The sequence below is a fragment of the uncultured Nostoc sp. genome (genome assembly GCF_964245575.1).
Classification (GTDB): domain Bacteria; phylum Cyanobacteriota; class Cyanobacteriia; order Cyanobacteriales; family Nostocaceae; genus Nostoc.
The window spans coordinates 1-23,738 of the sequence record NZ_CAXTNP010000110.1; the positions used below are offsets into that span (position 1 = coordinate 1).

General features: G+C 42.3%; 24 protein-coding genes and 6 pseudogenes. 7 read left to right on the forward strand and 23 right to left on the reverse strand.

Features of this window, described 5'->3' with window-relative positions; genetic code table 11:
• Positions 1 to 321, forward strand: a pseudogene (locus tag ACFFAP_RS18335) (IS701 family transposase); the annotation flags it as partial.
• A gap of 24 nt (positions 322 to 345) precedes the next feature.
• Here ACFFAP_RS18335 and ACFFAP_RS18340 read toward each other — a convergent pair.
• Positions 346 to 1,209: pseudogene (locus ACFFAP_RS18340) on the reverse strand (IS4 family transposase); the annotation flags it as partial.
• Positions 1,210 to 1,517: 308 nt separating this feature from the next.
• On the opposite strand from ACFFAP_RS18340, the gene asnB reads away from it, so the two are divergent.
• Together asnB and ACFFAP_RS18350 are read left to right on the forward strand one after the other, a co-directional pair.
• Complete coding sequence (gene asnB / locus ACFFAP_RS18345; RefSeq protein ID WP_375512542.1) at positions 1,518 to 3,386, forward strand: asparagine synthase (glutamine-hydrolyzing); 1,869 nt, start codon at positions 1,518 to 1,520, stop codon at positions 3,384 to 3,386.
• Between the two features lie 51 nt (positions 3,387 to 3,437).
• Positions 3,438 to 3,572, forward strand: a complete 135-nt coding sequence (locus tag ACFFAP_RS18350; protein WP_375512543.1) for a hypothetical protein — start codon at positions 3,438 to 3,440, stop codon at positions 3,570 to 3,572.
• Positions 3,573 to 3,686: 114 nt separating this feature from the next.
• Here ACFFAP_RS18350 and ACFFAP_RS18355 read toward each other — a convergent pair whose 3' ends face one another.
• On the reverse strand, positions 3,687 to 3,908 hold the full coding sequence (locus tag ACFFAP_RS18355; RefSeq protein WP_375512544.1) for a hypothetical protein: 222 nt from the start codon (positions 3,906 to 3,908) through the stop codon (positions 3,687 to 3,689).
• 194 nt (positions 3,909 to 4,102) lie between these two features.
• On the opposite strand from ACFFAP_RS18355, the pseudogene ACFFAP_RS18360 reads away from it, so the two are divergent.
• Together ACFFAP_RS18360 and ACFFAP_RS18365 are read left to right on the forward strand one after the other, a co-directional pair.
• Positions 4,103 to 4,276, forward strand: a pseudogene (locus ACFFAP_RS18360) (transposase); the annotation flags it as partial.
• A gap of 28 nt (positions 4,277 to 4,304) precedes the next feature.
• Positions 4,305 to 5,228, forward strand: coding sequence for a LysR family transcriptional regulator (locus tag ACFFAP_RS18365; protein ID WP_375512545.1), 924 nt, complete (start codon positions 4,305 to 4,307; stop codon positions 5,226 to 5,228).
• A gap of 332 nt (positions 5,229 to 5,560) precedes the next feature.
• Here ACFFAP_RS18365 and ACFFAP_RS18370 read toward each other — a convergent pair whose 3' ends face one another.
• The 16 genes and pseudogenes from ACFFAP_RS18370 to ACFFAP_RS18445 all read right to left on the reverse strand — a co-directional run bounded on the left by ACFFAP_RS18370 (position 5,561) and on the right by ACFFAP_RS18445 (position 19,316).
• Positions 5,561 to 9,991, reverse strand: a complete 4,431-nt coding sequence (locus ACFFAP_RS18370; protein ID WP_375512546.1) for a nitric oxide synthase oxygenase — start codon at positions 9,989 to 9,991, stop codon at positions 5,561 to 5,563.
• A gap of 511 nt (positions 9,992 to 10,502) precedes the next feature.
• A pseudogene (locus tag ACFFAP_RS18375) lies at positions 10,503 to 10,686 on the reverse strand (IS701 family transposase); the annotation flags it as partial.
• Positions 10,687 to 10,698: 12 nt separating this feature from the next.
• Entirely contained in the window at positions 10,699 to 11,670 is a 972-nt protein-coding gene (locus tag ACFFAP_RS18380; RefSeq protein ID WP_375512547.1) for an IS982 family transposase, read from the reverse strand.
• A 48-nt stretch (positions 11,671 to 11,718) separates the two neighbouring features.
• Positions 11,719 to 13,539 carry a hypothetical protein gene (locus ACFFAP_RS18385; RefSeq protein WP_375512548.1) on the reverse strand — a complete coding sequence of 607 codons (1,821 nt, stop codon included), beginning with the start codon at positions 13,537 to 13,539 and terminating at the stop codon, positions 11,719 to 11,721.
• A gap of 11 nt (positions 13,540 to 13,550) precedes the next feature.
• Entirely contained in the window at positions 13,551 to 14,267 is a 717-nt protein-coding gene (locus tag ACFFAP_RS18390; RefSeq protein ID WP_375512549.1) for a hypothetical protein, read from the reverse strand.
• Between the two features lie 3 nt (positions 14,268 to 14,270).
• Complete coding sequence (locus tag ACFFAP_RS18395) at positions 14,271 to 14,681, reverse strand: hypothetical protein (protein WP_375512550.1); 411 nt, start codon at positions 14,679 to 14,681, stop codon at positions 14,271 to 14,273.
• A gap of 139 nt (positions 14,682 to 14,820) precedes the next feature.
• Positions 14,821 to 15,531, reverse strand: a complete 711-nt coding sequence (locus tag ACFFAP_RS18400; protein WP_375512551.1) for a hypothetical protein — start codon at positions 15,529 to 15,531, stop codon at positions 14,821 to 14,823.
• A complete protein-coding gene (locus ACFFAP_RS18405) occupies positions 15,521 to 16,045 on the reverse strand; it encodes a hypothetical protein (RefSeq protein ID WP_375512552.1) in 525 nt (174 codons plus the stop codon). Before ACFFAP_RS18405 ends, ACFFAP_RS18400 begins: the two co-directional genes overlap by 11 nt.
• A gap of 565 nt (positions 16,046 to 16,610) precedes the next feature.
• On the reverse strand, positions 16,611 to 16,967 hold the full coding sequence (locus ACFFAP_RS18410; protein WP_375512553.1) for a hypothetical protein: 357 nt from the start codon (positions 16,965 to 16,967) through the stop codon (positions 16,611 to 16,613).
• Positions 16,968 to 16,978: 11 nt separating this feature from the next.
• Complete coding sequence (locus ACFFAP_RS18415) at positions 16,979 to 17,326, reverse strand: hypothetical protein (RefSeq protein WP_375512554.1); 348 nt, start codon at positions 17,324 to 17,326, stop codon at positions 16,979 to 16,981.
• 2 nt (positions 17,327 to 17,328) lie between these two features.
• The gene (locus ACFFAP_RS18420) at positions 17,329 to 17,484 is read right to left on the reverse strand and encodes a hypothetical protein (protein ID WP_375512555.1); all 156 of its coding nucleotides are present in this window, start codon (positions 17,482 to 17,484) and stop codon (positions 17,329 to 17,331) included.
• A 1-nt stretch (position 17,485) separates the two neighbouring features.
• Positions 17,486 to 17,707 (reverse strand): hypothetical protein, encoded by a 222-nt coding sequence (locus ACFFAP_RS18425; protein WP_375512556.1) that lies wholly within the window; start codon positions 17,705 to 17,707, stop codon positions 17,486 to 17,488.
• A 14-nt stretch (positions 17,708 to 17,721) separates the two neighbouring features.
• Complete coding sequence (locus tag ACFFAP_RS18430) at positions 17,722 to 18,045, reverse strand: hypothetical protein (protein ID WP_375512557.1); 324 nt, start codon at positions 18,043 to 18,045, stop codon at positions 17,722 to 17,724.
• Positions 18,046 to 18,266: 221 nt separating this feature from the next.
• Positions 18,267 to 18,557, reverse strand: coding sequence for a hypothetical protein (locus tag ACFFAP_RS18435; protein ID WP_375512564.1), 291 nt, complete (start codon positions 18,555 to 18,557; stop codon positions 18,267 to 18,269).
• A gap of 63 nt (positions 18,558 to 18,620) precedes the next feature.
• Positions 18,621 to 19,040, reverse strand: a pseudogene (locus ACFFAP_RS18440) (ERF family protein); the annotation flags it as partial.
• 15 nt (positions 19,041 to 19,055) lie between these two features.
• Positions 19,056 to 19,316: a hypothetical protein gene (locus ACFFAP_RS18445; protein ID WP_375512558.1), complete on the reverse strand. Its 261-nt coding sequence runs from the start codon at positions 19,314 to 19,316 to the stop codon at positions 19,056 to 19,058.
• A gap of 461 nt (positions 19,317 to 19,777) precedes the next feature.
• Here ACFFAP_RS18445 and ACFFAP_RS18450 point away from each other — a divergent pair, with 461 nt between their 5' ends.
• Complete coding sequence (locus ACFFAP_RS18450; protein WP_375512559.1) at positions 19,778 to 20,233, forward strand: hypothetical protein; 456 nt, start codon at positions 19,778 to 19,780, stop codon at positions 20,231 to 20,233.
• Between the two features lie 3 nt (positions 20,234 to 20,236).
• On the opposite strand, the gene ACFFAP_RS18455 is transcribed toward ACFFAP_RS18450, so the two are convergent.
• From ACFFAP_RS18455 to ACFFAP_RS18475, 5 genes are all read right to left on the reverse strand, one after another.
• The gene (locus ACFFAP_RS18455) at positions 20,237 to 20,434 is read right to left on the reverse strand and encodes a hypothetical protein (protein ID WP_375512560.1); all 198 of its coding nucleotides are present in this window, start codon (positions 20,432 to 20,434) and stop codon (positions 20,237 to 20,239) included.
• 146 nt (positions 20,435 to 20,580) lie between these two features.
• Positions 20,581 to 20,856, reverse strand: a complete 276-nt coding sequence (locus tag ACFFAP_RS18460) for a hypothetical protein (RefSeq protein WP_375512561.1) — start codon at positions 20,854 to 20,856, stop codon at positions 20,581 to 20,583.
• A gap of 289 nt (positions 20,857 to 21,145) precedes the next feature.
• Positions 21,146 to 21,577 (reverse strand): hypothetical protein, encoded by a 432-nt coding sequence (locus tag ACFFAP_RS18465; protein WP_375512562.1) that lies wholly within the window; start codon positions 21,575 to 21,577, stop codon positions 21,146 to 21,148.
• Positions 21,578 to 21,676: 99 nt separating this feature from the next.
• Entirely contained in the window at positions 21,677 to 22,279 is a 603-nt protein-coding gene (locus ACFFAP_RS18470; protein WP_375512563.1) for a hypothetical protein, read from the reverse strand.
• Positions 22,280 to 22,385: 106 nt separating this feature from the next.
• The gene (locus tag ACFFAP_RS18475; RefSeq protein ID WP_094344365.1) at positions 22,386 to 22,721 is read right to left on the reverse strand and encodes a helix-turn-helix domain-containing protein; all 336 of its coding nucleotides are present in this window, start codon (positions 22,719 to 22,721) and stop codon (positions 22,386 to 22,388) included.
• Between the two features lie 236 nt (positions 22,722 to 22,957).
• On the opposite strand from ACFFAP_RS18475, the pseudogene ACFFAP_RS18480 reads away from it, so the two are divergent.
• Positions 22,958 to 23,738, forward strand: a pseudogene (locus ACFFAP_RS18480) (hypothetical protein); the annotation flags it as partial.

Consider the following 23,738-nt stretch of genomic DNA (forward strand, 5'->3'; position numbering starts at 1 on the left):
AGATGGTGGGAGATTATTTTTTGTGTTTACACGATGATTAGTTTAAATTCTCCAGCCTTCTTAGGCTTAAATCAATCTCGTCAACTTGAGACTGAGGCACAAAAAAATAGTAATGTTGATTTTTTTAATCATCCACAATGGAACCATGAATACGGATGAAAGAATACTTTAAATAATCTGCGTCTTCTTATCCAACCACTTTTACTATTTTGGTTAATTTATCCCTGGTTAAGTATTTTCCCTAATTCACATTTATTGCTGGGATTCAATCATTTAATTGCTGCAATGAATCAATTTAAACCCTGTTATTCTTCTGGATGATTTAGCTTATTTACTACTTGCTTATTCCGGAAAGTGACAGAAGAGGGATACAACCCGTACCTGAATTCTTGACCCACCTTTGTGCTTGGATTTGCGGTCTGGAGCAATCCAGGACAGATAAGAGTCATCGTCTAAAACCTTGTCTACGGGAAATTTAACGTTCTTTGGCACTCGCCCTAAATAGTGGCATCCTTGATTTAAAGTGGCATGAACCATACGGTAAGAATGTAATCCTCTATCCCACATTAGGAGCATTCCTTGACTACAAGCTCGTAGTAATTTTAAAGCTCGTACTCTTTCTCCTATGCGGTAAGGACACATCAAGGCATCAACAATTAGATGCGTTCCCGCCTCAATTAGCAATACTAAACGTATTTTGGGAAAAGCAGCCCTAGTCCCCTTTCTACTGCCTGGATATCCAAACACTCTGGCATTAGCAGCACTATCTGGGACATCCAATACCGTACCGTCTACTGCCATCACTCTTAGTCCTCCTAAAAATGCCCCTGGAGTTTTTGCTGTTGCTAATGGTTTGACTATTTTGTGAAACAGCCGACTCATTGCCCAACATCCCAATCTCTGTCTGGCTTCACTAATTGAAGAACTGGTTGGTACTTTCCAATATTGCCCTAATCGCGTCCATTCTCTACTTAATCCATTCACCAGATTTTTCAGTACATCTCCCATTGCATCTGATGACTATAGACTCATCGCTATGACTAGACACACTACCAACCCAGATGGCAATTTCCGCGATCGCTCTTCACAACTGCCTGTCTCTAATAGAGTTTGTCTAATCACGGACGGAGAAATCACTGTTTCTATCGCTTTGAATATTAACTCTGCTTCTAACGTTGGCGTTATCAAGGAGAAATCTTTTAGCAGCACCAGTTTTTTTATCGCACTACTTGGTGAACAATTATCACTTTACCTTGTTTTTGTTCTTACCCGAGAAGTATTGCCTTACGCCGTGACGTACTAGTTTTCTTCTTAGTCGGCAATAATGGCTCAATTATTTCCCACTATGCGTCAGTCAAATCGCTTAAATACCCCATTTTCAATCCTGACCTGCTTCAATACACCTGATTTGTGTTGATTCTACTCAATATCCCTAAAAGATATCAAATGGGTTCTATACTAACATTTGGTATGAGGTTCTGTGCATATAAGTTTATAAGTAGAGGTATGGGTTTGCTATGTGTGGATTTGCGGGTTTTTTCATCAATGGAACGAGTAAGTACCAGGATTTTCAACGCCAAAGTATTTTGACTTCTATGGGCGAACAATTGTCTCTTCGGGGTCCCGATGACAAGCAATTCTTTAACTCCGAGCCTTTATCTCTAATATTTAGACGCTTGTCAATTATAGATGTTATCGGAGGAAAACAGCCAATTTGGAATCAACAGCAAACAATCTTTGTAGCTGTCAATGGGGAAATTTATAATTACAAAGAATTACGCTCACAAGTGGAATCAAAATATCGTTTTCAAACTCATTCCGATGCGGAAGTAGTTTTGCACTTATATACTGAACGCGGTATAGAAGCACTTGACTTTTTGAATGGCATGTTTGCACTTGGAATTTGGGACACAACTAGACAAGAATTATTTTTGGTACGCGATCGCCTGGGGATAAAACCCTTATACTATTGTCAAACAGGCGACCAATTAATCTTTGGCTCAACTTTAGCATCGTTGCTAGTACATCCAGATGTCCCCAACTTACCCCAGTGGCAGGATAAAACAAATTTAAATGTATCTACATCCTATGTTCAAAAAATCAAAAGATTACCAGGCGGACATTATTTGACCTACAACGCCTTTGGGGAACTAAAGTTGAATTGTTATTGGCAACTGAGTAACTATTTCGTGATGTCAGGCTCACAAGAACATCGTCCACCCCAAGATTACGTTATTGAGTACCGCGAGCTATTTGCTGATAGTGTCAACAAGCAATTGATGAGTGATGTTCCTGTAGGAGCTTTTTTGAGCGGTGGTCTTGATTCAAGTGCGATTGTAGCAGCTGCAAGTCAATCCAAAAAAGATTTACATTGTTTTACTATCATCTCAGATTTTACTTTAGAAGTTGGAGATGCCAAAGCAGCAAGTCAGTTATGTGAATATTTAAATTTACCCTTTCATCCTGTTTGGTTCGATGCTGAAAAAATTTTAGAAATCATAGATTTTTCTTTAGAAAAATTTGAATATTTTATTTGGTTAATAGATGCCCCGATATTTAATATAGAGTGGGTGTTAAAGCATGAACTTCACCGCTATGCCAAAACTCTAATACCTGAGTTAAAGGTGATGTTGTTAGGACAGGGTTCCGATGAATTTGCCGGAGGTTACTCAACTCCAGAAGATCGTCCGCAATCAAGCTGGAATAGTTTCAGCAGTAATCTGACTCAACAAGAGCAAAACTTAAGTGAAGTCAAACAGCAGACGAGTCTAAAAGATGGGTCATATATGTTTGATATGTTGGGGTCAGAGTCGATATATATACCATCAGAGTGTACATTTTTTCAAAAAGAAATGTTACGAGGTGTTGTTAGACTACAACAATACAATCTTTGGCACGAAGACAGAAGTTCCTCTGGTCAAGGGATAGAGGCTCGCGTTCCTTTTTTGGATCATCGCTTGGTAGAATATTTGGCAGCAATTCCACCTAGTATGCAACAAACTCTGTTTTGGGATAAGAAAATTATTCGAGAAATGGCAATTCAATGGTTACCAAATAACTTAGCTTACCGAAAAAAATCTTATGGAAATGATCCAGCTTCTTGGCAGAGGATGAAGTATAAAATGGTGGTGGCGATTTTTGATCAGTTTCAGGAAAAATATCAAGCGTTAAGCAGGTTTGATAACTTTCATTTAATCAAGTCTAATTTGGAGCCTTGGTTTAAGGAAGCTAATCTTAATGATAACAAGGGAATTTTAACTATACAGAAGTTGTTAAATGCGATGGCGATGATCGTATTTAATAACATTTGTTTGAATCGGGGACTAGGAGTTGATTTAAGTAAATTCAAAGGGCGATCGCCTTTACAGGAAGTTCATAACTTTTAGGGACTTCCAAAAATAAATCATCCAAAAACGCTTAATTTATGCGTATATGATATGACTCGTCAGAAAAGAAATTTCACTCTGGATTTTCCTACCACGTTACCAGCCGTTGCAATAACCTTGGGAGCAGTGCCAGCTATCGCAACGCCTCCAAGTGGCACTCGTGGTAAAGAAGTTTGTTTTAGCTAATAGAGTATTTAATAAATAGAGTGTTTAATGGAAATTGCACGAATGAGGTATGATACAAATAATCACACCTCAGTGTTCGTTGTTGGTTACATCTCCCTCCCCAACGTCATTATTTTATGCTTTATTCAGTTGTGAATCTAGCTCGACTATGATCGTTTCAGGCAAAGTTATTTTTACAATAGCACCCTTTACACTCTTCCTAGAGCAACCACCTGCTATCATTAGCATCTCTTCATCTGTCAAATCCTCTAAAAGGAGTTCTTTCTTCAGTCCACCCAAGAGCATCTCTTTGGTGGGTTGTTTAGGAATGTTCTCGTTTTGATCTTGGTTGTTCATTTGAAAAAATCTAAATTACCTCACCAGGAATTATATATCAAATAAGGGTTTGTCCAAAATCCCCTAGAATAAAAATGATTTTTCGTACCAATGGGGTAATTGAGAGCTTCTGGCTCAGGCGAAAAAAGAAGGTATTTTTAGGTTTGTTGCTTTACAGATTAATTAGACCCCGCTATTCATCTAAAAATGCTCCTCCTTATGTTCATGTGGATGAAACGCCCTGGTCAGTCAAAGGAATCAAAGAATGGTTGTGAGTAGTTGCTAATTCTGATTTCTGCCTCTTTACTGCGGTTGATACTCGTTCTAGAGCCGAATTAGAAACAATTTTAGGAATTAAATATACAGGCGTACTTAGCAGTGATGATTATTTGTCAAATTCATAAAAAAATAATGTCTATGCATGAAATAAATTTGCAGCAATTGGATCTTAATCTTTTACTGGTGTTATATGCCTTGCTGCAAGAGCGTAACGTCACAAATGCTGGAGAAAAAATTGGTTTGAGTCAATCAGCTACCAGTCACGCACTTGGTCGATTACGCCAAGTGTTCAACGATCCACTACTTGTGCGGTCTAAAAAAGGCATGGTTCTTACACCACGTGCTCAAGAGCTACTCGAACCACTACAGAAAATTTTGTTAAATATTGAGCAGTTAATTCAACCAATCGGTTTTGAACCTAAAACAGCACAAGGCACAATCCAGCTAGCTGCATCAGATTACGCAACCGTTTTGATTCTTCCTATGGTTTTGAAGCAAATTTCTCAACAGGCTCCCCAACTGAATTTGGAATGCCATCATTGGCGTTCTGACACATTAGATTCACTGAGAAATGGAGCGATCAATCTAGGCTTAGGAGTTCCTAATCTACCAAACACTTCGGAGTTTAGGTTCCAAAAGTTATTTGTAGAAGATTATCTATCTGTAGTTCGGGCTGACCATCCCATTACTCAAATGGATCTTACAATTGAATCTTATGTTGCTTGGCCACATGCTTTCATTACGCCTATAAACGCAATACCGGGTTCGACTAAAACCCGTGTGGATACTGTGTTGGAAGACTTAGGCGTGAAGCGTCGAGTCATGTTGAAGTTACCACATTTTCTCTCGGCTCCTCTGATAGTCGCTCAGACTGATCTCATTGTTACGTTGCCTAGTCGAATTGCAATGCTCTTTGCTGAATATACAAACCTTGCTATCCTGAAGCCACCGATTGAACTTGGTAAGTACAATTTTCTACAGATTTGGCATGAGCGTTGCGATCAGGATCCGCTACACATTTGGCTACGCGAGCTAATAGCGTCCCAAACTCAGCACCTCTGAAACAAAGAGAAAAAGCGTCGTTCCAGGCACTTAAAAATTTCTAGCGGGACTTAAACAAAAAAGAAGAAAATAATAGAGTAGAATGTTCTATCAGCAAGCTTTCACGTCAAAGTTAAAGCTTGCTGATAGAGACAACCCCCTCCGCCATGTCTCCGTGTTTTGAAAAATGGTGTCAACGTTTTGATGAAGCATTTACTCATAAAGCCCAAAAAAGAGGGTTTAGGCAAGAGGCAGACCTCCTGCCTTTCAAGCTAGATAACGCTCGCAATGACGGAAAATATTTTTGTCCATCTAGTTATTGGTGGAATCAGCCAAATGCGATATTCCCTTCTTTAGATAGTTAGCAGTTGCAATTCCTCCTGAACGACGGCTTGACTATCAGCAGATTCCTGCACACGCTCAAGCCATTTTTCAGCTTTCGAGTAGTTATCATGCTGTACCTCTTTAATCGCTTCCTTGAAGTTCAGCACTACGCCCCAAACATCACTGAAAAAGCGTTTTTCTTGCTTCATTTTGTTGAAGAAACTAACAGCTTCAATATGCGATAATCCCCCTTCCGTTTTAGCGATCGCCATAAACACTTCAAACACATCGTCAGCCATCTTGGCATCGCCACAGACATAGTAGTGGCATTGCGGATGGCTGAGTATTCGCCAGAGTTCTTCAGCTTTTTCTTCCATTAAGCCTTGCACATAGACTTTCTTCTCGGTCAAACGCGAGAAGGCAACTTCTAACCCTGACAGCACGCCTTGATTCTGCCAGCTTACAAGTTGCTCTTGATAGAGGAAGTCACTGCGATCGCGACAGCCAAAGTACAAGCAAGCATTACCTAATTGTGTCTCCTGCTGCAATAGGGCTTGCCGATACTGGAGGAAGGCAATCAGCGGCGATACCCCCGTACCCGGCCCAACCATCAGCATTGGCGCGAGTGGATCGGTGGGTGGACGGAAGCTAGAGGTGCGGACACTGATGCGAACCTTTGCCCCCGCTTCCAGTCCGGCAAGGTAGTTGGAGCAGAGTCCCTGACGGGTTTTACCTGCATCCGTTTTAACTTGCAGTACTCCAACTGTGATTTGGATGTGCTGAGGATGAAGCAGAGGACAGGAGGAAATGGAGTAGAGGCGTGGTTTTTGCTTCGGCAACAACTCTAGTAGGACTTCTAGTGTAATTTGGGCAGAAGGAAACTCATTGAACAGATCGACAACGTTCATGAAGTTGTCCGTGATCGTTTTTTTGAGCGTGATGCTGTCGGGATGCTCATCTCCTTGCCGCAGAATTTCCAACCAGGTTTCCAGGCGTTGTTTATCCTGGGGATTTTGTGCTGCCGAGTATAAGTAGGTCAGCACATCATTGAATGGTTCGCGCAAAGTCAGATCGAGGTCTTCCAAGAGAACCTGTCCGATGGTTGTGGGAACGGTAACAGGAGGTTTTTCTTCTAATTCCGTACCATCGGGCATTAAATAACGAGCTGTGAAATAGGTGTTGGGCGATACTGAGAGGCGATCGCACAACTGATTCACCAACTCCACCGGATTGCTAGGATAAACTGCAACATGATCACCTGTTTCATACTGCAAATCGGTATTAGAAATATCAAAGACAAGATAGCGAGTAGAACGGCTACCGGGAATCACTTCTTTGAGCAGTTCGCTATTGGCAACCAGAGGTACTTCAACACCTCTGTCTCCACTCACTTCTACTGGTGAATTTGCTGCTTCTGTCTCACTCAAGAATGTAACCTTCAGTTGAGGTACGGCTTGGGCTGTCGCATCGGCGGAGCTTTGATCCTCACCTAGAATGCGGGAAACCAGTCCTAACCATTGTTTGAAGGTATCGGCTTGTCCCTTGATTTCATCACCTTTGTGGAGTGGCACAATACAATTACCTCCCGCCTTGGCAAGTCCCTTATCTAGCGAAATTCCGGCAGCGCAGAAGTTTTCGTAAACAGTACTACCAATGCCCATAACGGAGTAATTCAAACCGTCGAGAGAACGTGCAGGTTGTTTTTTCAACCACTGGAGGAACTTCTTGCCGTTTCCAGGTATTTCGCCATTGCCGAAGGTGGACGTGACAATCAGTAGGAGTTTCTCCGATGCCAGGGTGTCGGTGTTGTATTCATCCAGCGCCATTACCTTAGGACGGAATCGCTGGAGTTGACGAGCGGCTTTGCGCGCCAAACCTTCAGCAGTAGCTGTTTCGGAAGCGTAGAGAATGAGGATGCGGTCTTGCTTATTGTCGTCCTCGTCGGTAGTGGTGATGAATTTTTCCAGGTCAATACCATCTTCGACTGCCCAGCGATCGGCAGCATGGTGATAGGCTGGCTCTAAGTAGAAGTCCCGCATCTGGTGGTGCCAGACCGGACAAGCACTTCCCCCCGATGCGGGTACGACCCAAGCCCATTCCCCCGGACACTCGCGTCCTGCTTTCTTCTCGCGTAAGTCGTGTGCCAGGAATTGACGAGAGGCAGATTGATGGTCTACCATCGTCACCTTCGCTTTTTGGAAGGAGTACAGGATGGCAACGTTGAGTTCCAATGCGACGCGATCGCGCCACAATGTCTGTTCGGAACTGGTATCCAGTTTGAGAACTTTGGCGATGTCCTCCATCTTGTTGTAGCGGTACTCGTCCAGGAAATCCCGCATGATTTCAGTATCCATATACCAGCCATTGAAAGGAATGCAGGCATAATTGATGCCGCCAACGTGCATTGAGAAGTTGGTAATGGCAGGGACGGCGTACCAACGGAAGCCCAATGATTTGAATTCAGGAATCGCGGGATGCTCGATTTCCACTTCCAGAATCTCGTCTCGCTCAAAGTGATACATCTTTGGTTCCATCCCTGGAGCTTCAATCACTAGAGGCAAAATGTCGTAGTCCGTGCGTGGTTGGGGGGGTTGCCAGCCCAATTTCATAATCGCTTTGGTCACGTCCAGATTGGCAGGATCGCCCAGAATCCTACCATCCGGTTGCTCGTATGCTGCATAACGAGCTAATTGTGGATTCCAGATGCGTGGCCCCCAGCGTTCTTTAGGATGTTTGGGACGAAAGACGGTCATCGTAATCTGGAGATTACCGCCGTTTGTCGCGGATTGTAGGTGTTCTTGGAGTTCACGGAACATTTCATCAGGGTCGCTAACGTGGCGGCGATCGCGGATCACCATGTTATTCCACTGAATCCGCCCTACACACTTGGATGCATTGCGCCATGACACTTGTGCCCCATACGCCACTTCTTCATACGTGTGGGTATAAGTTCCGGTGGCGTGTACTTCCTCTTGAATTTCTGCCCAGCGTCGTGCCTTGTCCTCCGGTTCCCATGCCTGCTCAGTGGCGATTAGCTCTAGGTACTGCTTGGCTTTTTTGAGCAATCGTTCCTCATTCAGCTTGGGCAGCTTGATTACATTCACAGCGCGATCGATTAACGTCTGCCATCCCTGCCGTAACTCTGGCGTGAAGTCGGGTAGATGCCGCTCAAACAAGGTAAACATAGCATCCGTTATTGCCGGATAAGCACAGGATGGCACCCCTGCATTAATATGCACCTGCCCTAAGAAACGCAACTCTCGGATCATCTCATCACTGCTGCCGCTTCTTAGGGATTGGATGAGAAATTCCAATGCCTGAAACAGGTGTAGAGACAGGTAATCCATGTCTGCTCGTCCAAAAATCGGCAATACAAAGGGATATTTCTCAAACAGGATTTGATAAAACTCCATCCCCATGACTTGCTTATTCTGGCTAAACACCTGCCAAGATCCCATCATCTTTTGCAGCATTTCTGGAGGCAATGCCTGATTGTAACGGTGAATTGCCTCTACCATCGGCACAATCACATGGGTATTGAAGAAGCGGTAGAGGGCAGAGTTTGCGCCTTTTGCTAAATCCTGGTGATCGTACTCTTCTAGGTAAGGAATCGATGGTAGCATCCACATCCACACCTGCCGTGCCTTCAACCAGTGCTGGGGACGCATGCCGATATCAGCAAACAGCGCACCGTAATCCTCAACTGTGTTAAAGGAATCTCCTTTTTCTGGAGGTACGCCCGTTAAGGGTTCTGCAAGTATATTCTGGGTTTCCGGCTGAAGTTGGTGTACGCAGTAATCAAACAACTCAAAGAAAAAGTCATTTATGCTGTTAATCGCTTCCCCGAAGATGTACTCTAGTTCAGGTTCCTCTATCAACAGGCGCTTCAAGAACTTTTCCATCTGCAATTCTTTCCACGCCCGCAACTTGTTCCAAGCGTCTTTGACAATCACTTCTTCTTGCGGCGAGAGAGGAACAGATTCTGGCATCTCGAACTCGCCCTCTGTCTGAGTCCCTTTGCCGTGAGTGCGGCGAGTACCGTTTTGATTCCCCAAGATTGTAAAGGTGCTGCTACTTCCCTCACTACTACTCTGAGTCAGGCGAGTTTTTAGCTTCAATTGGGGTGCCTGGTTCCAAGTTGTAATCGGAAATTCTAACTCGGCGCTGCGCTCTCCATTCAGGCACTCTTGGGTGGCAAACACCACCGTTCCAGCATCCTGCCAAGGTTGAGTGATGTCCCCTTCCCGGTAACGCAAAGTAATGGCGATCGTGCAGTCTCCCTTGTTTTTCAAATCTACCAACCAACTGGGTTGCGTGCGGTTCAGTAGATCCCTTGACAACAAGCTTTCTCCCTCTTCAGAAACTACCTGCAAATGGCATTTATACTTATAATTCTTGTCAGCCGGGAAATCGAGTGCAGAAACCTCGGTTAGGTGGATAATTCGTTGATTATCATTCATGCTTTAAAAGTCAATGAGTCAGAAAAGTGTGTAGTTAAATGTACTGAGCGCCAGAAATTTTACATTTTTTTATTTAGCGTAATTATAATTCATTTATAAAGTAGATAATAAAATTTTATTTGTAAAAAGTAAATACTTTGATTTATAAAGTGAACATAAAGATGTGGTTTGAGAGTTGAAATAATACTTAAGAAGCGAGATGACCGAGTATCAGTTGCACCATAACTGTATAAATTATCAACTCACTTACCTTTGGCAATAAGTAAGTTGGCATAATAAAACTAAACGGGAGCATCTCACTTTTGCAAAAATAAGCGTAATACCAATTCTGGATGAAGATGCGCCTATAGTGCAAGAAATAAAGAACGAACCGCCCTTCGGGTGACGCTCCTTCGTCGCTAACGCTGCGCTAACACCAGTCCCTTACGGTGGGAAACCCGCCTACAGCGCTGGTTCACCAAGAGCGCCAAGTACGCCATGAAATAATCAATTAATGGGACTTAAACAAAAATTAAGCCCAAATGTAGCCTAAACTAGCTTTATAAGCGGCAAATACGTCACGATTATGAGTCAACCAATCAAAAAATCGACTCATACATAGCTGTTCTAAAGGCATCTATTGCTTCAGTAAAAGTGTTCAAAGGTTTGGAAGCCCACCTTCGTCTCAGACCCCCAGTCATCTGATGCCAAAGGACGCCTAATGTGAATTAAATAGGTTGAGACTGAAAGGTGAGAACATCAATACCAAAACAGCGACGAAGCAATAAACGTAGTGTGTGAGAAGCAATTTTGGCAGCAATATGAACACAAAAGCCATCGACAGTTTTGTTGAGTAAGCGTGACGCCGGAGTACCAGCTACCGCTTCGCTATCGGGATTACGACCAGTGTTTTGAATTTCGTGAAAAACACCTTCCACACGCTGACGAACACGACTGATAAAGCGCTTCAAAGCATGGGAATGTTGAAGATGCTGGTTATCGCGCTTCAGTGTCCAGATGCGATTACCAGTGCGATGAGCGATCGCTTGCTGCCAATCGGCAGAGATGAAGCCTTTATCTGCGTAAATATCGTTATACCTGACTGTCTCTAAAACACTATCAGCAGCGATTCTCTCATCTGTATTAGCGGGTACGATGTCATAATAAATGGGGATTCCATTCCAAGTTGATAGCAGAACTAGCTTGTAGCCAAAATAACGCATTTCTCTGGCAGCACACCAACCAGGGGCGGCATTACAGGCATTATCACTATATCGCTTGTCACGCTTGAGTCCCAGTACTGGTAAGGGTTTGGTGTCAAGAATGAAATATTTTTCACTTAATCCACCCAATTGTTCTACCCAACTCCGGCGTAACTTCTCTAACATCCCATCTAGTTTACGTAACCGACGATTGAATTGACTTTGGTCAAGTAAATTCGGAAACCATTGTTGGTAATTTCCTCGGATGAATCCTAGAAACTGTGTTTCTCCCGGAAAGGGCAGATAATCCATTGCTAGCACCAGTGTCATGATTTCACTATCGCTCATACTTGCTTTTACACCTGGTTTTATCAGAGTTGTTTTTTTTACTTGCTCTTGATACCAATCATCTACTACTACAAATATTGTCGTTAATAGGGTTCCAAAGTCTATGCTATTCATGGGGGAAGTCTGAATTGAAAAGCTGGTAACTTTCATCTTCTTACTTCTCCCGCCTTTTTTTCTAATTCACATTAGGCGTAAATTTTAATTTTGATTGCTGTTCCAGCCGTTGAATTTGTACTTGATTGGAGAATCCTGAAGCAATCTTTCGATTCCCAAACGCATTAAATCTGGTGGAACTCCATCCAATTTCAATTCGTTTTGAATAAACTCATCAATTGAGTTAGCTGTAGTTTTTTCTAAAAGTGCCAACATCTGTTGAGCTTGAGTTTTTGGTGTATCAATTGGTGAATTAGTTTCGGCGTGAGAAGCTCGATGTTCACTTGGTGTCGAGTCAATAAACTGTTTGGTATCCCGGTCATAGCCAGAGAAGTTTTTTAGCTGTGGCATAGGGAACCATTGATTGATGCCGCCGTAATACACTGCTCGACCGACTGGTGATTGTGCGGCAATTTCCATCACTTGGGTGGAAGTAATCTTGCGATCGCTGGGTATGAGTTGAGTAGCAATCATGGCGTTGTAAGCTGGGACGTTATCTGGAGAAACTAAGGCAACAGATGTTAACTGCGATCGCAGTCCGCCAGAAATGCCCAAGTCGTCAGTATGGGGATTTTGCACAACAATCCAGAAATGCCAACCAGAACTATCACCGCAAGAACAGTAAGAGATGATTTTGTCTTTGAGCCAGCCAATTTCACCCTTGGTATTTTTGAACTTGGAACAAACAGCCGTGCCTTCATCTAAAATGATGAGCTTTGGGCCGGAGATTTTCTGGAACTCGGTAAAACATTCTTTAACCCACTTGACCGCTTCGACTGGCGACATTTCTAGGATTTTAGCCCGTTTAAAAGTATCAACACGACCTAAGAAATATCCAGTTTCTTTCTCGTCACCTTTGGGGTCAATATAAAAGATGTGTATGCCAGGATGCAGGCGCTTGATAGCATCTATTGCATTGCTAATAGTGATGCCCTTGCCAGAACCAGGAACACCAACCCAAAGCATATTGGTAACTTTTCTGGCGATGTGACCGATTAAGTCATAAGTAGTTTCTTGCTTTGATGTATAAGTAGAGATTTCTGTATTAATAACGGGATCTGTGGTCGAGGAAGACTCAGGATCAGAAAGCAGAGGATAAATCTCATGCTGATTAAATTGTGGTGTTAATGCTTGTGTTGCTTGAGAAACTGGAGTTGGTAAAGAAGTAAACCGCGCCTCTGGAATACCTAAATTCTCAGGTTTGGTTGCTTGTTGAATGGCTGTAAGGATTTGATAGTTTACTCTCGGATCAACAGTCACTTGCGCCAAATGACCGGATAATTGTTCCTTTGTAGGGAACTGTCCTCTAAGCTGAATAAACCAATCAAGTAACCAACGGTAAGCGTAAAATCTTTTTCCTGGCTCAACGGCGCTCAAGTATTCACACACCACATGAGAAGATTGCTTGAGCATAGCAAACTCATATTTAGACATTGGCTGCAAATGAAGCATCAAGTCAGCAATTTCATTTTGGTTAGCGAAATATTCAGTCCGTGCGACGCTATCACCCATTGCAGAAAGGAAAGCAAAGAAGTCACCACGAATAAAAGGGATGGGTGCAAATTGATGGGTATCGTTTAAGTCCTGAACGATTGACCAAAGATAACCAACCCCTGAAACAACCGCACCGATTGTAGCAAGAGGAGATGTAGCATAGCAAACCGCACCAGTTGCTGCTGTGGCCAGTGTGATGAACTTAGCGAGATTCATTTCATTGCGTTCATCTCTGGCACGAATCAACAACTGGTCTTGTCTTTCTTGTAGCCAAGAGGCGATATTACCAGCTTCCAAATACTCAATGCTGGGGTAGTCGTCACGTAAAAGTGCCGTTTCTTTAGTTCCTAGCATTGGTATCTGTTGCTGCATATTCTTTTCTATTACTTAGTTAATTTCCAAATGTTGTAACCAATCTCGCCAGCCATCATTGAGGCTATGTTGTAAGCAAAACAAGCCAGGATTAAACCTGGGTTAGTGTAGCGGAAGGGATTACGACCAACGAAGGTAGTAGTCAGATCCAAAACCCAGAAAAATAGTGCGATCGCTCCCCCTGTATGACGTTCTTTCATGCCAGCCCTCTTGTAATCACCCCACAATGCCACTGTCAGGTCGATATTCCCATTCGGTTTACTGCCGAGTGTGTATTGTTTTGATTCCTCAAACTCGTTCTTGGCCTGTTGTGGGTCTTTAGCACGCAATGTCCGAGCTTCCATGACTTGAACCAGTGCAGAGATACCGAAGCTAATCCAAAACAACACATTGAACGGTAATTGTAACCAACCAATCCAACCAATCCAATCGGTTTCAAACCAGGGAAAAATCGGTTTTCCCTGGAATAAAACTTGCCAGATGCTATCAGTAGAAAGCAGTGTACCAATCCAAAAACCAATTGCACCAACAAGCTTGTATCCGGGCGTACCTGGGGTAACGAATTGAGCAATGATATGTGAGATAAATATGACTGGCAGTGAGATTAATGCCACAATCCATCGAGCTAATAATTCTAGGTAGTCACTCCCTGCTTTTTTTGGCTCTCCTTGTGGTGATGATTCTGGTTTTGGTTGTGAATTAGATTTGTTTGGAGTGAGATATTTCATAGGTCAATCACGAGAATTTTGGTACAGTGGCGAATTCTTACAAGCATTTTTGAATCGATATTTCCATTTCCATTGCCTTTGTTCAATTCGCCCAATACATAAACCAGTTGAGTCATACACAAAAACTGTCTCCGATTCTAAATAACCTGTAGTATCAGGTCTAGGGTTACGTTTTTTCGAGTCTAGATAGTTCCTGATTCGTAACTTACTGAATGAGGGCGTAACTCCAAGAGAGTTAATTTTGTCGGCGGTTTCTGCCCTTTGCTCGGCTTTAATGCGTTCTAGTTCTTCAGACTCACGAATAGTAATGCCACTGTTGTAAGTCTTAAATTGGGCTGGCAGTTGTGATAACCAAGGACTTGCGATTAACCCCATGCCCAATAATCCCAACATCGCTTGCTTCTGGTATTTCATTGTTGAAGCCCATCGATACTTTGTGTCGTCTGGGGTGGCGGTGCATTAGCAACACGAATGTAAACAGATAGCCCAATACAAATTAGGAAAAAAATAATTGAGAATCCGAAAAGATTCTGCTCGAAAAACTTGCGCCATTTTAAGCTGGAGATTGGAATTTCTGGCTCAACAAAGAGCGTGTCAAATTTTTCAGATCCTGAATCGTTGTAGGTAGTTTCGACTTTTTTTCTGGTGTTGGTACTCCTAGTTCTTGTAAGAATGCTTCCGGGTCAAAACCAACAGTTGCAGCAGTAGTGAGGGTTTGAACTTGTTGCTTAATCTCATCCCCAGTCTTTAACCCGTACTCTTGGGTAATTTGTTGCCTGATTGAGGGATTTTTGGCCAACTGATAAACAAACGCTATTTCATCAAAGCCTTGCTCTGTTCTTCTTTTTAATGAACGAGCATCAAGCTCACTCGTGATTTCATCGAATAACTCTTGCTCAAACTCATGAACTGCCACTGCTTGAGCAACAGTCTTGTCCGCCACAATGTCTAAGAATGCTTTAAACGTTTCCCGGCTGACTCCAACAAGTTGTAATTGTTCAGTGGCCATGTCCATAGCTCCCGTCTGTATATTTGCCAAATTGCCCGTACCTCCTGACAGCTTCGATTTGTCGAGGGTTGCTTGCGCTAGATTAAACAACCTGTCTAAGCGATCGCTGATATCCACGGGAAATTCTTGAGCGTTTGGATCAACTGCTGGATCTGACTGAGCCAGTTGTTCTAACCCAGCAATGATTTGCTCTGGGCTGTAGCTAGCACTCAATAATTCAAATAATTCTGCGCGAGTAAATGTACTATTCGACATGATGTGTCTCTCCTAAACCATGCGATGTGAATCTAAGTTGTTCTTGTTCAAAGTTGCTGCGAGTATATTCACCTTTGTTAGCTTCAATAATGGCCTCAACAAGGGGCTTTTTATCAATGCCTTGAACAATGTCAGAAAACAATTCGCCAATCTTTCCTACTACCCATACTTGGTACGTTGTCATTAATGGCGCACGTAGTCTCTTTTCTTGAGCAAAAGCTTTCATTCTTAAGAGTATTAATCTATACTCTGGAACAAGTTGGGCTACTTCTGTCCACCGTTCTAATGTACGGGGGCAGATGCCTAAAATTTTAGTTGCTTTGGCTTTTGACATCGGTAAAAGCAAGAAATTAACTCCCGATTGGCTTGGTTTTTGATGAAAAAGTTGTTCTCTCCATTGTGACTTCATGAACTTAGTCAAATCCGTGTCAATAGTCTCAAAAAGATAGTCAATATCTGTGTCAATCTCTGTATCAAGACCATTGTCAATATCTGTATCAATATTGATGTCCATGACAAACAACTATTGACTATCTATTGACCTTGCTCTTTTATAATAAAAAACCCGCCTTCATACGGGTAGTGTCTGTGTGACCTTTTTGGATTTAAAAAGCGCTTAAATATAAATCTAGTAAACCAAAATGATTTAAGACAGATTCTTTTGGTTGTTGGTAACGACTACTATGCTCGTCAGCTAACCAGTGCCTAAGAGTTTCTGGTGGATAATCGCTTAGTTCATGAATCTCGGACACCGATAATCCGTGCTTCAATTTAAATTCTTTAGGATGAATCCGTTTCACTTTCAATAAATGTTTGTTTGACATAATGCAATTACTTATAAAATCTTTCATCCGATGCGTTTTGATGCAGTGATACCGAAGGCACAATTTTTGTACCTTCGGTAAAAAGCAAGCAGACCATGAGTGAGGCTCGACCTCAAACAAAGTAGCATTAAGCTCTTGGGACACCCGGATGATTTAGATGAGGCTCCAAACCCTAGCAATCCCGTTAAAATAACTGTCTCATGGTCTGCTCAATGCCTTGCCCTGTCTGATTCTGCGCCTCTATGAGAAAGAAATTCATTTTTTGGAATTTTGCAGAAAACCCTGGTTTTTGCCTCTTTTAGTTAAAGTGGGTTTTTCTATTTGTCCTGCGGTCATTTTTGAAGCCTGGCTTTGTTTGACTAGCACTGATCGCAAATACCGCCGACACTCCGACTCTCCCCGGTGTATGAGAATCCGCAGCGCCTCTATTTCTTGGATCGGAGAAATACAGATTTCAGCAATCGCACTAATTAGATTCTGTTGCTTCAGCACATAATCTTGGTGTTCCTGCTCTAACTTCTGAATTTTGGAGTTTAGCTGTTGTATCTGTCGCAATGCTTGAGTTAAGGAAGATTCTTTGTTTCGAGAGCGATTGTCTAAGGTTAACGTCATGTTATTGCTCTTTATTTAGATAGTTGAAAGCCTAGCCAATCGGGGCATTTCGCGCCCTCAATGCCTTCGGGATGAACAGAACAGATAAAAGGGGAGCCGTTGTAAGAGATCCCGTGATAGTATTTGCAACCTATACAACTAGTGGGTCTACTTAGAGGTCGAGGTCGGCGCAACATAACTTGGTCAATTTCATTTTGACCAGTAATTCGGTCAACCATGAAGGCTGTGATCCCAGTCCCAGCTATTGCTCCACTAATAACGTACATGATATTTTTGCCGAGGTATTGAGTGCCAACATAGCTACAGATAATTGTTGCTGCTGCTGCACTAATACAAGAGATGAAAACTGGTCGTTTCATATTTATCGCTGCTTTTTTGGTGGTTCGTGCTTAGATAACAGAGCGCCAAAATCGTAAATTGTTACTGTTGGTTTTGATTCCGGCTCCGATTTTGGTTTCGGCTCTATTACCAGTTCTGGGCTACCCAAACCGACTGCATTTTTAATCTCCTGTTCCATATCAAAATTCTCCTTTTTGGGACATCTGCTCTACGCCATCAATTGCTTCAACTAACTCAAATAAAACGTTGACAGCATCGTTTAACACCACATCATTAGTAGTAGAGAAATACTGTGATGACTGAATATTACGATAATCTCGGCTACTGCCAACAAGCCGCAATGTATGTTGGCAACCCTGCAATATAGCCCGAATCTCTGGTGTAGTTAATTTGATTTCCATTGTCGTTTCTCTCCCTAAAATTTGTCCCGATGAATACTGAAACTCGCTCCAATCAAAGCACTGCCCAAAAAGCCTGAAAAACTAACTAACATCATCCCCAAGCAGGTCTTTTTCTGATGCTGCCAATGTTGAGAACTTGTGGCAATCTCCATTCCCCAGCATCCCATTGCCCCTACTCCTGAAAATCCAGTTAAGAGCACAGAGGCAATTGCAGTTGTTTCTATAGTGCGATCAATGAAAATTCTGGGGTTGAATCTTCTCCTAGTACGGCGGCGAAGAACCATTTTACTCTTGTGGTCTAATTGAGATTGGTAAACAACTTGTTTGTGGTTAATCATTTGGAATCCTCCAATTCAATAAAAAACCCTGCACCAGTATTGCTAATCTTTACTCTTTTTTGATTGAGCAAGGTTTGAATCACACTAAGACTGAAGTTGATATGACACAATCGAGCGCTACCCCTACAACGATGAAGGTATTGTATGCATAGTGAGGAATTGTCAGTAGGAGTGGGATGAGTGGATTTTCTCGGCATGATATTTTTCCTATTGGTGTTAATTCAATTGAGTTCTGGTAATTGTGCAAGCGCTCCTTCCATCCATGCTTGAATTGCTTCCGTCTCAGAAACACCTCGTAATACAGCATCAACGACGTGTTTCTGATAAGAGTTAGCAGCCTGATTCGGGTGTCCAAACTTATTACCAGCCCAAGCCAAACACATAGTTTTCACTAGCTCATCAATTTGAAGATAATCAAGCTCACTTGGACTTGTAACATTTCGAGAATGCAGCCACTCTTTGACTAAATCCAACGGATAATTTAAAAGTGTACGAACTTCTTTGACTCGCAAATCTTTTGGGCTGATTGACGGTGCAGTTATAGCTTGTTTTGGTTGCTGGACTCTATACTGTTGATTATCTTTGCGGGGTCTAATGTTATTCTGGGGCTGTTCAGGCTTTTGAAGAGTAGTTACGCCTTCAGCATCATTATCTTCATCTGCCGTGACTGATAAAATTGCACAAACTGCATATCGTCGTGCATAAGTTAATGCTGCACCAAACTTTTGAGAATCACTAATTTAGGGTAGAGGATAAGTGCTGGTGATACTTTCCCCAGATTCATGAAAAATATGAGTCCGTAGCACGGTTTTTCCTTCAAAAATTTCGGTAGTTTGAATTATTACTAATCCATATTTACCAAGCCCAGGGGTGACAGCATCTAATACAGCATCTAGGGTTGCATATTTGCGTTTATAGTGAGGATTAGTACCGTCTTTTTGAATGGGGTTAAACTCTGCTTTGGCTTTGATTAAAGCTTTGATTAATTCTTGCATCGTCAGGCTCCTCTTTTACCAATTACTTTCGTTAATATCACCAGACACTTTTTTGCTAGACTTAGCCTTATTTATCTGAAACTCTGAAGCTTTCAAGACAGGCATTGCAGCAAGTTTTACTGAAGCTTTGGCTTGGTGATAGAGGAATTGGGTTATTCCATCCGCGTCTTCCCCATCCTCAACTTGCGCCCATAAAGAGCAACTTAGTTCCAATGATTCGTAGTCGCCGAGATTGAATTTTCTAGAATAGCTAACAGATACAGTGGTGAATTTCATAAGATGTCCAGGGCAAACGCATCTAAATTACTCTTGATCACAACGAAGGTTAAGAACCAACGAAAAAATCAGGATTTCGCGCCTGATTATTTTTTAAGCCCCAAAGCGATCGCCTAAAATTTTCGCAATAAGCAAGAATTAATGACATTAATCTTGGCTCTATTGAGAATAGACTTTGTTTATTGACATGATGCGGCCGCCCTGATAAGATGTCGGGTTTACTAAATATCAGTTGTCAATTTTCGTCAGTAATATCAATCATCTTAATGCTGAGTCTTTGACATAAATCGCTCTTGCCAGTAGTTGTTATTTGTCCAAGCCGTAGTAAATTCTTGTAGTACGGCAGTGGAGATGGAAACTGTTAGTTGTTTCATTGGTATCAATCCATGTTAAGGAACTCAAAGCACTATCAAAACTGTCTAAAACCAAATATGTTTTTGATAAAAGTCTTGGATTGAATAATGGCACTGCACACAAATCGAGGAAATGGATATTTAGCAGCAGTTATAGGAGGTGTAACTGGGGCTGTAGTATTGATGAACCTGGGTATATATCTAGGGATTGCTTATGGAAAAAACTTCATGCCGAATGCTGAACTCGAAGGGCTACTGCCACCTTTTATTGGTTCTTTTGTCGGCTGGTGGATTGGAGAAGTAATCGGTTGTTGGCTGGCTTTGCGTTGGCGACATTACAGCAAGGCAGGGAAAACAGCTAAAGTTTTGGCAATTGTCACCCCTTTGGGAATCATTGCTTGGTTTGTGGTTTACTCTACTTTTCTAAACTGGGTAACTAGTCGAGTCAGTGAGTTACAATTTGCACAGTTATATGAAATAGTTCGCTCCCTAAATACCGCTATTTTTGCCATACCTTTAGCTTGGTTAGCAAGGTTCCTGACAAAGCCATATCAGCAAAAGTAGTGTTTACCGCTTTTTACCTTGTGGCATTGTTATTTGATTCTGCCTTTGCATGAGATATCTGCCGGCTTGTGCCTCTAGGATTGTCAGTTTTGGAGGACAATCAAGAAGGAATTGCCCGTACTCTTTAGCGCAATTGGCTTGCAGTTTAGGTTGGGTAAGTGGAATGAGAAAGACGCTGTTGTTGATTTTGATGGTTTCCATAATTGCGTTGTTGTTGCTAAAAATTGCGTTGATACTGGATAGTGTTCGACTTAGTTATTTATGACCATTTTTTTAATTCAAAATTCAAAATTCAAAATGAATAATAAGAATAATTTTGAATTAATTATCCTTCAAGGTCATTGCTCCTACTGTTTTTTTGAATCAATGCTGGGTTTCAGAGCCAACACTGATTGTAATTTTGAATTGATAATGCGTGAATTTTGAATTGTTTTGATTTCAACGACTTCTTCCAGACAACCCATTACCTCACTCAAATAATGCAAAACATCGCCCAAGTGAGTCGCTGCTTTTGGATCAATCTTCTTTTCAGCAATCAACAAAAGCCAATTTTCATTTTGGGCAATCGTCTGAATATTTACGTAGCAGGAGTTGAATTGCTTCAGTATTTCTATCGGTTCCATTGGCTTATCCGATGAGTTGTTTTAGTCTATTTCGATAAACTGATAATTTGGCTTTGCTATGGACGTAAAGGTGGGTCTTACTGCCCACCTATTTTTTACGCTGCAACCAAATCAAGAGCTTGTGGCACGTATCTCTTTAACCACTCAGGGCAAACGCATCTAAATTACTCTTGATCACAACCGAGGCAAAGAACCAACGACAAAATCAGCATTTCTCGTTTGGTTTAGTTTTCAAGACTCAAAGTGATCGCTAAAGTTGTGTCAATAAGTAGGGATTAATGCGACTATTTTAGAGCTTATTGAAAATAAAACTCTCTTGTTGACATGATGCGTTTGCCCTGTTTAACCACTCCCACTCGTCACTTGTCAGTGCATCGAATTCAATATCAAGCAACTCTTCTTCTGTGAGTGGTTGTTCTTCTGCCGTTGTTGATATCCTCGCCACTTTCAAAAATTCGTCTAGCCCCACTGCTGCATCCAGCGATTCGGGGTATCGAATCTTATCTATAGCATTCGACCAGTGTGTAAGGTGTTGAAATATTACCCCAATCATCGAATGAGCTTTGTATACTCGATAAATTCTGGGGCAAGCTCCATTGACATACACGAGCTTGTATCCAGGAATCTCTTGCACCTCTGCGCTAGGGTCGGTTGGAGGCAACAGTATCTTGTCAAGAGACTCTTCCAACTGAGTTTGTTGAAAAGAAAATGTGGTAATCATATTCTGTGTGCCATGATAATTTGAATTGTCGTAAATTTCGTTGTAGAGGCGATTGCATAACTCTAGGGGAAGCAATCGCCTTTTCTCACCTTCAGCAACTTACGCTGCTACGGTCGCTCGGACTCCCAACAACGCAATCACTTGTTCGGCACTCGGAGCCACGCGATTGACTCCGTACTGTCTTGGTCTTGCGTACCAGTCTTGTTGATTGCACCCGACAAAACCGACCAAATGCCCGTCTTGAAAGAGTTTGGTGCTGAAAGATAACCAGTCAATTTCACCGTGGTACAGACCAAAAACAGTGCAGGCTTCTGACAATTCCTCGCTCAATCGTTCGTTCCGTTGTAGTGGCGTTTCTGGTAGAGTCGCTTTTACCTCTGCAACTCTTTTTGCGAACCAGTTGCGGTCGAAGGGTAGCCGTCCGCCTTCCACAAACTGCACCCATACTGTGATTCCGCCTTCTATCCAGATCGTGCAAACTGATTCGGGTTCAACTTCGATAACCTCGCCAATGATGCGGCGGTCACGAGCATTCAGTGGGTCAAGGGTAGGGGCTACAGCTTCGGCTTGGGATTCGAGGTGGCTGTACAGTTCTGCTTGGGCAAGGGCTTGCTCATCTTTGAAGGGAACTTCTGTAACTGTTGTTGGTGTGTTGTAGTTGAAGCTAGAAGCCGTTTGCTGTGTGTAAACTGATTGAGTCATAATATAGATTCCTGCAAAGGGTCAAAGGGCGATCGCACAAGTTTCGTAGGCTGGGGCGGTCGTCTTTTGTTTTCATATCTCTATAATAACAACTCAGAGTACAAAATTAACTAGAAGTACAAATATTCTTGGAAACTTCAACACGTAAGTCAGACATAATCTCAATCAGTTCTACACCAAGAGTTTTGGCGATTGCTGTAATGATTTTTGTTGAAACAGAGGCTGCTTCGCCATTCTCCAGCTTTCTAATGTATTCTTGAGAGCATTCAACCTTTTGGCTCAAAAGCGCATCTGCAATCTCACGCCTAGACTTTTTGCCACGCAACAATCTTAGGCTATTTCCACATTCTTTATTCCACGCCAGCATAACAACCCAGTCCAGGGGAACCATAATTACCTCCTTTGTATTTTTTACTTTTATATTTGCACTTTCAGTTGTCATGTGGCAAGATAGTTTTTGTACTGCGAGTTCAATCAACCAGTTCAGTTATACAAGAATTCATAGACGGCATGAGTATTCCAGCCGTCAAATTGTTTTGTGAACTTATTTTAAGGAGGTTATGGCAAAAATAATTACGCTTTTCCAAAGGCAATAAAAAGTAATTGCTGAGAATACAGTAGTTTTCATTTGCATTAACCAGTATTTCCCATGTGTATACAGCACATACAGGTAAAATCATGCTGACACTAAACCCTTCCGAAACAACATCAGCACTCGATTACAACATTCTCAATACCAGCATCCAAGATACCTTTGCTGCCATAGACCGCTTCGAGTGGCAGGCAATAGAAGAATTGCGGGTGATGCGGAATAACGGCTATTACTCTGATGCTGGTTATGCCAGTTTTGAAGATTATTGCGAAAAAGAACTAACCAAGCACGGTGGATATTGCCGGGTCAGAGATTTGCTGTCTGCGAAGAAAGTAGTTGATACTCTGCCAGAGGAACTCAAAGACAAGATTACTAAGCCTTCTCAAACTCGCTCCTTACTCCGGTTGGTCAAAACTCCTGACAAGTTAGAGCAAGCTGTTGCGATCGCAGCCAAAGAAAAACCCTTCCCTACTGCGGCTGACTTCGCCAAAGCAGTACAGCAAGTCGCACCAACAACTAAACGCGCCACAAAAAGCGAAAACCCTAAAACGCAATTGTGTAATTCTGTGACTGTCTCATCACCAGAACACCCACGTTATGGGGATTTGGGAGTGATTGAGGCTTCGGCTCCGAATAACTATCAGCAAATTGTTACCTTCAGCGATGGTGAAAGGTTGTTGATCAACAATGCTGATTTGACTGGTTTAAATGACGCAATTGTGTCATTCTCAGCAGAGCGCACATACCCAAAAGAATACGCCGAAGCGATCGCCCAAATCAAAGAGCAACACCAGCAAGATTTAGAGCGCCTGGAGCAGGAATTGAGAATTGGGCTACAAGCAGAAGTATCGGCCAGAGCAGAAGAAC

Excerpts from the sequence above, each read along its gene's own strand:
- ACFFAP_RS18460 (WP_375512561.1), bottom strand. The coding sequence starts at position 20,856 with ATGGAACCGATAGAAATACTGAAGCAATTCAACTCCTGCTACGTAAAT.
- ACFFAP_RS18395 (WP_375512550.1), bottom strand. The coding sequence starts at position 14,681 with ATGAAATACCAGAAGCAAGCGATGTTGGGATTATTGGGCATGGGGTTA.
- ACFFAP_RS18365 (WP_375512545.1), top strand. The coding sequence starts at position 4,305 with ATGCATGAAATAAATTTGCAGCAATTGGATCTTAATCTTTTACTGGTG.
- ACFFAP_RS18425 (WP_375512556.1), bottom strand. The coding sequence starts at position 17,707 with ATGGAAATCAAATTAACTACACCAGAGATTCGGGCTATATTGCAGGGT.
- ACFFAP_RS18380 (WP_375512547.1), bottom strand. The coding sequence starts at position 11,670 with ATGAAAGTTACCAGCTTTTCAATTCAGACTTCCCCCATGAATAGCATA.
- asnB (WP_375512542.1), top strand. The coding sequence starts at position 1,518 with ATGTGTGGATTTGCGGGTTTTTTCATCAATGGAACGAGTAAGTACCAG.
- ACFFAP_RS18445 (WP_375512558.1), bottom strand. The coding sequence starts at position 19,316 with ATGAAATTCACCACTGTATCTGTTAGCTATTCTAGAAAATTCAATCTC.
- ACFFAP_RS18455 (WP_375512560.1), bottom strand. The coding sequence starts at position 20,434 with ATGGAAACCATCAAAATCAACAACAGCGTCTTTCTCATTCCACTTACC.
- ACFFAP_RS18370 (WP_375512546.1), bottom strand. The coding sequence starts at position 9,991 with ATGAATGATAATCAACGAATTATCCACCTAACCGAGGTTTCTGCACTC.
- ACFFAP_RS18470 (WP_375512563.1), bottom strand. The coding sequence starts at position 22,279 with ATGACTCAATCAGTTTACACACAGCAAACGGCTTCTAGCTTCAACTAC.
- ACFFAP_RS18475 (WP_094344365.1), bottom strand. The coding sequence starts at position 22,721 with ATGACAACTGAAAGTGCAAATATAAAAGTAAAAAATACAAAGGAGGTA.
- ACFFAP_RS18390 (WP_375512549.1), bottom strand. The coding sequence starts at position 14,267 with ATGAAATATCTCACTCCAAACAAATCTAATTCACAACCAAAACCAGAA.
- ACFFAP_RS18420 (WP_375512555.1), bottom strand. The coding sequence starts at position 17,484 with ATGGAACAGGAGATTAAAAATGCAGTCGGTTTGGGTAGCCCAGAACTG.
- ACFFAP_RS18350 (WP_375512543.1), top strand. The coding sequence starts at position 3,438 with ATGACTCGTCAGAAAAGAAATTTCACTCTGGATTTTCCTACCACGTTA.
- ACFFAP_RS18450 (WP_375512559.1), top strand. The coding sequence starts at position 19,778 with ATGGCACTGCACACAAATCGAGGAAATGGATATTTAGCAGCAGTTATA.
- ACFFAP_RS18410 (WP_375512553.1), bottom strand. The coding sequence starts at position 16,967 with ATGACGTTAACCTTAGACAATCGCTCTCGAAACAAAGAATCTTCCTTA.
- ACFFAP_RS18415 (WP_375512554.1), bottom strand. The coding sequence starts at position 17,326 with ATGAAACGACCAGTTTTCATCTCTTGTATTAGTGCAGCAGCAGCAACA.
- ACFFAP_RS18405 (WP_375512552.1), bottom strand. The coding sequence starts at position 16,045 with ATGGACATCAATATTGATACAGATATTGACAATGGTCTTGATACAGAG.
- ACFFAP_RS18400 (WP_375512551.1), bottom strand. The coding sequence starts at position 15,531 with ATGTCGAATAGTACATTTACTCGCGCAGAATTATTTGAATTATTGAGT.
- ACFFAP_RS18355 (WP_375512544.1), bottom strand. The coding sequence starts at position 3,908 with ATGAACAACCAAGATCAAAACGAGAACATTCCTAAACAACCCACCAAA.
- ACFFAP_RS18385 (WP_375512548.1), bottom strand. The coding sequence starts at position 13,539 with ATGCAGCAACAGATACCAATGCTAGGAACTAAAGAAACGGCACTTTTA.
- ACFFAP_RS18465 (WP_375512562.1), bottom strand. The coding sequence starts at position 21,577 with ATGATTACCACATTTTCTTTTCAACAAACTCAGTTGGAAGAGTCTCTT.
- ACFFAP_RS18430 (WP_375512557.1), bottom strand. The coding sequence starts at position 18,045 with ATGATTAACCACAAACAAGTTGTTTACCAATCTCAATTAGACCACAAG.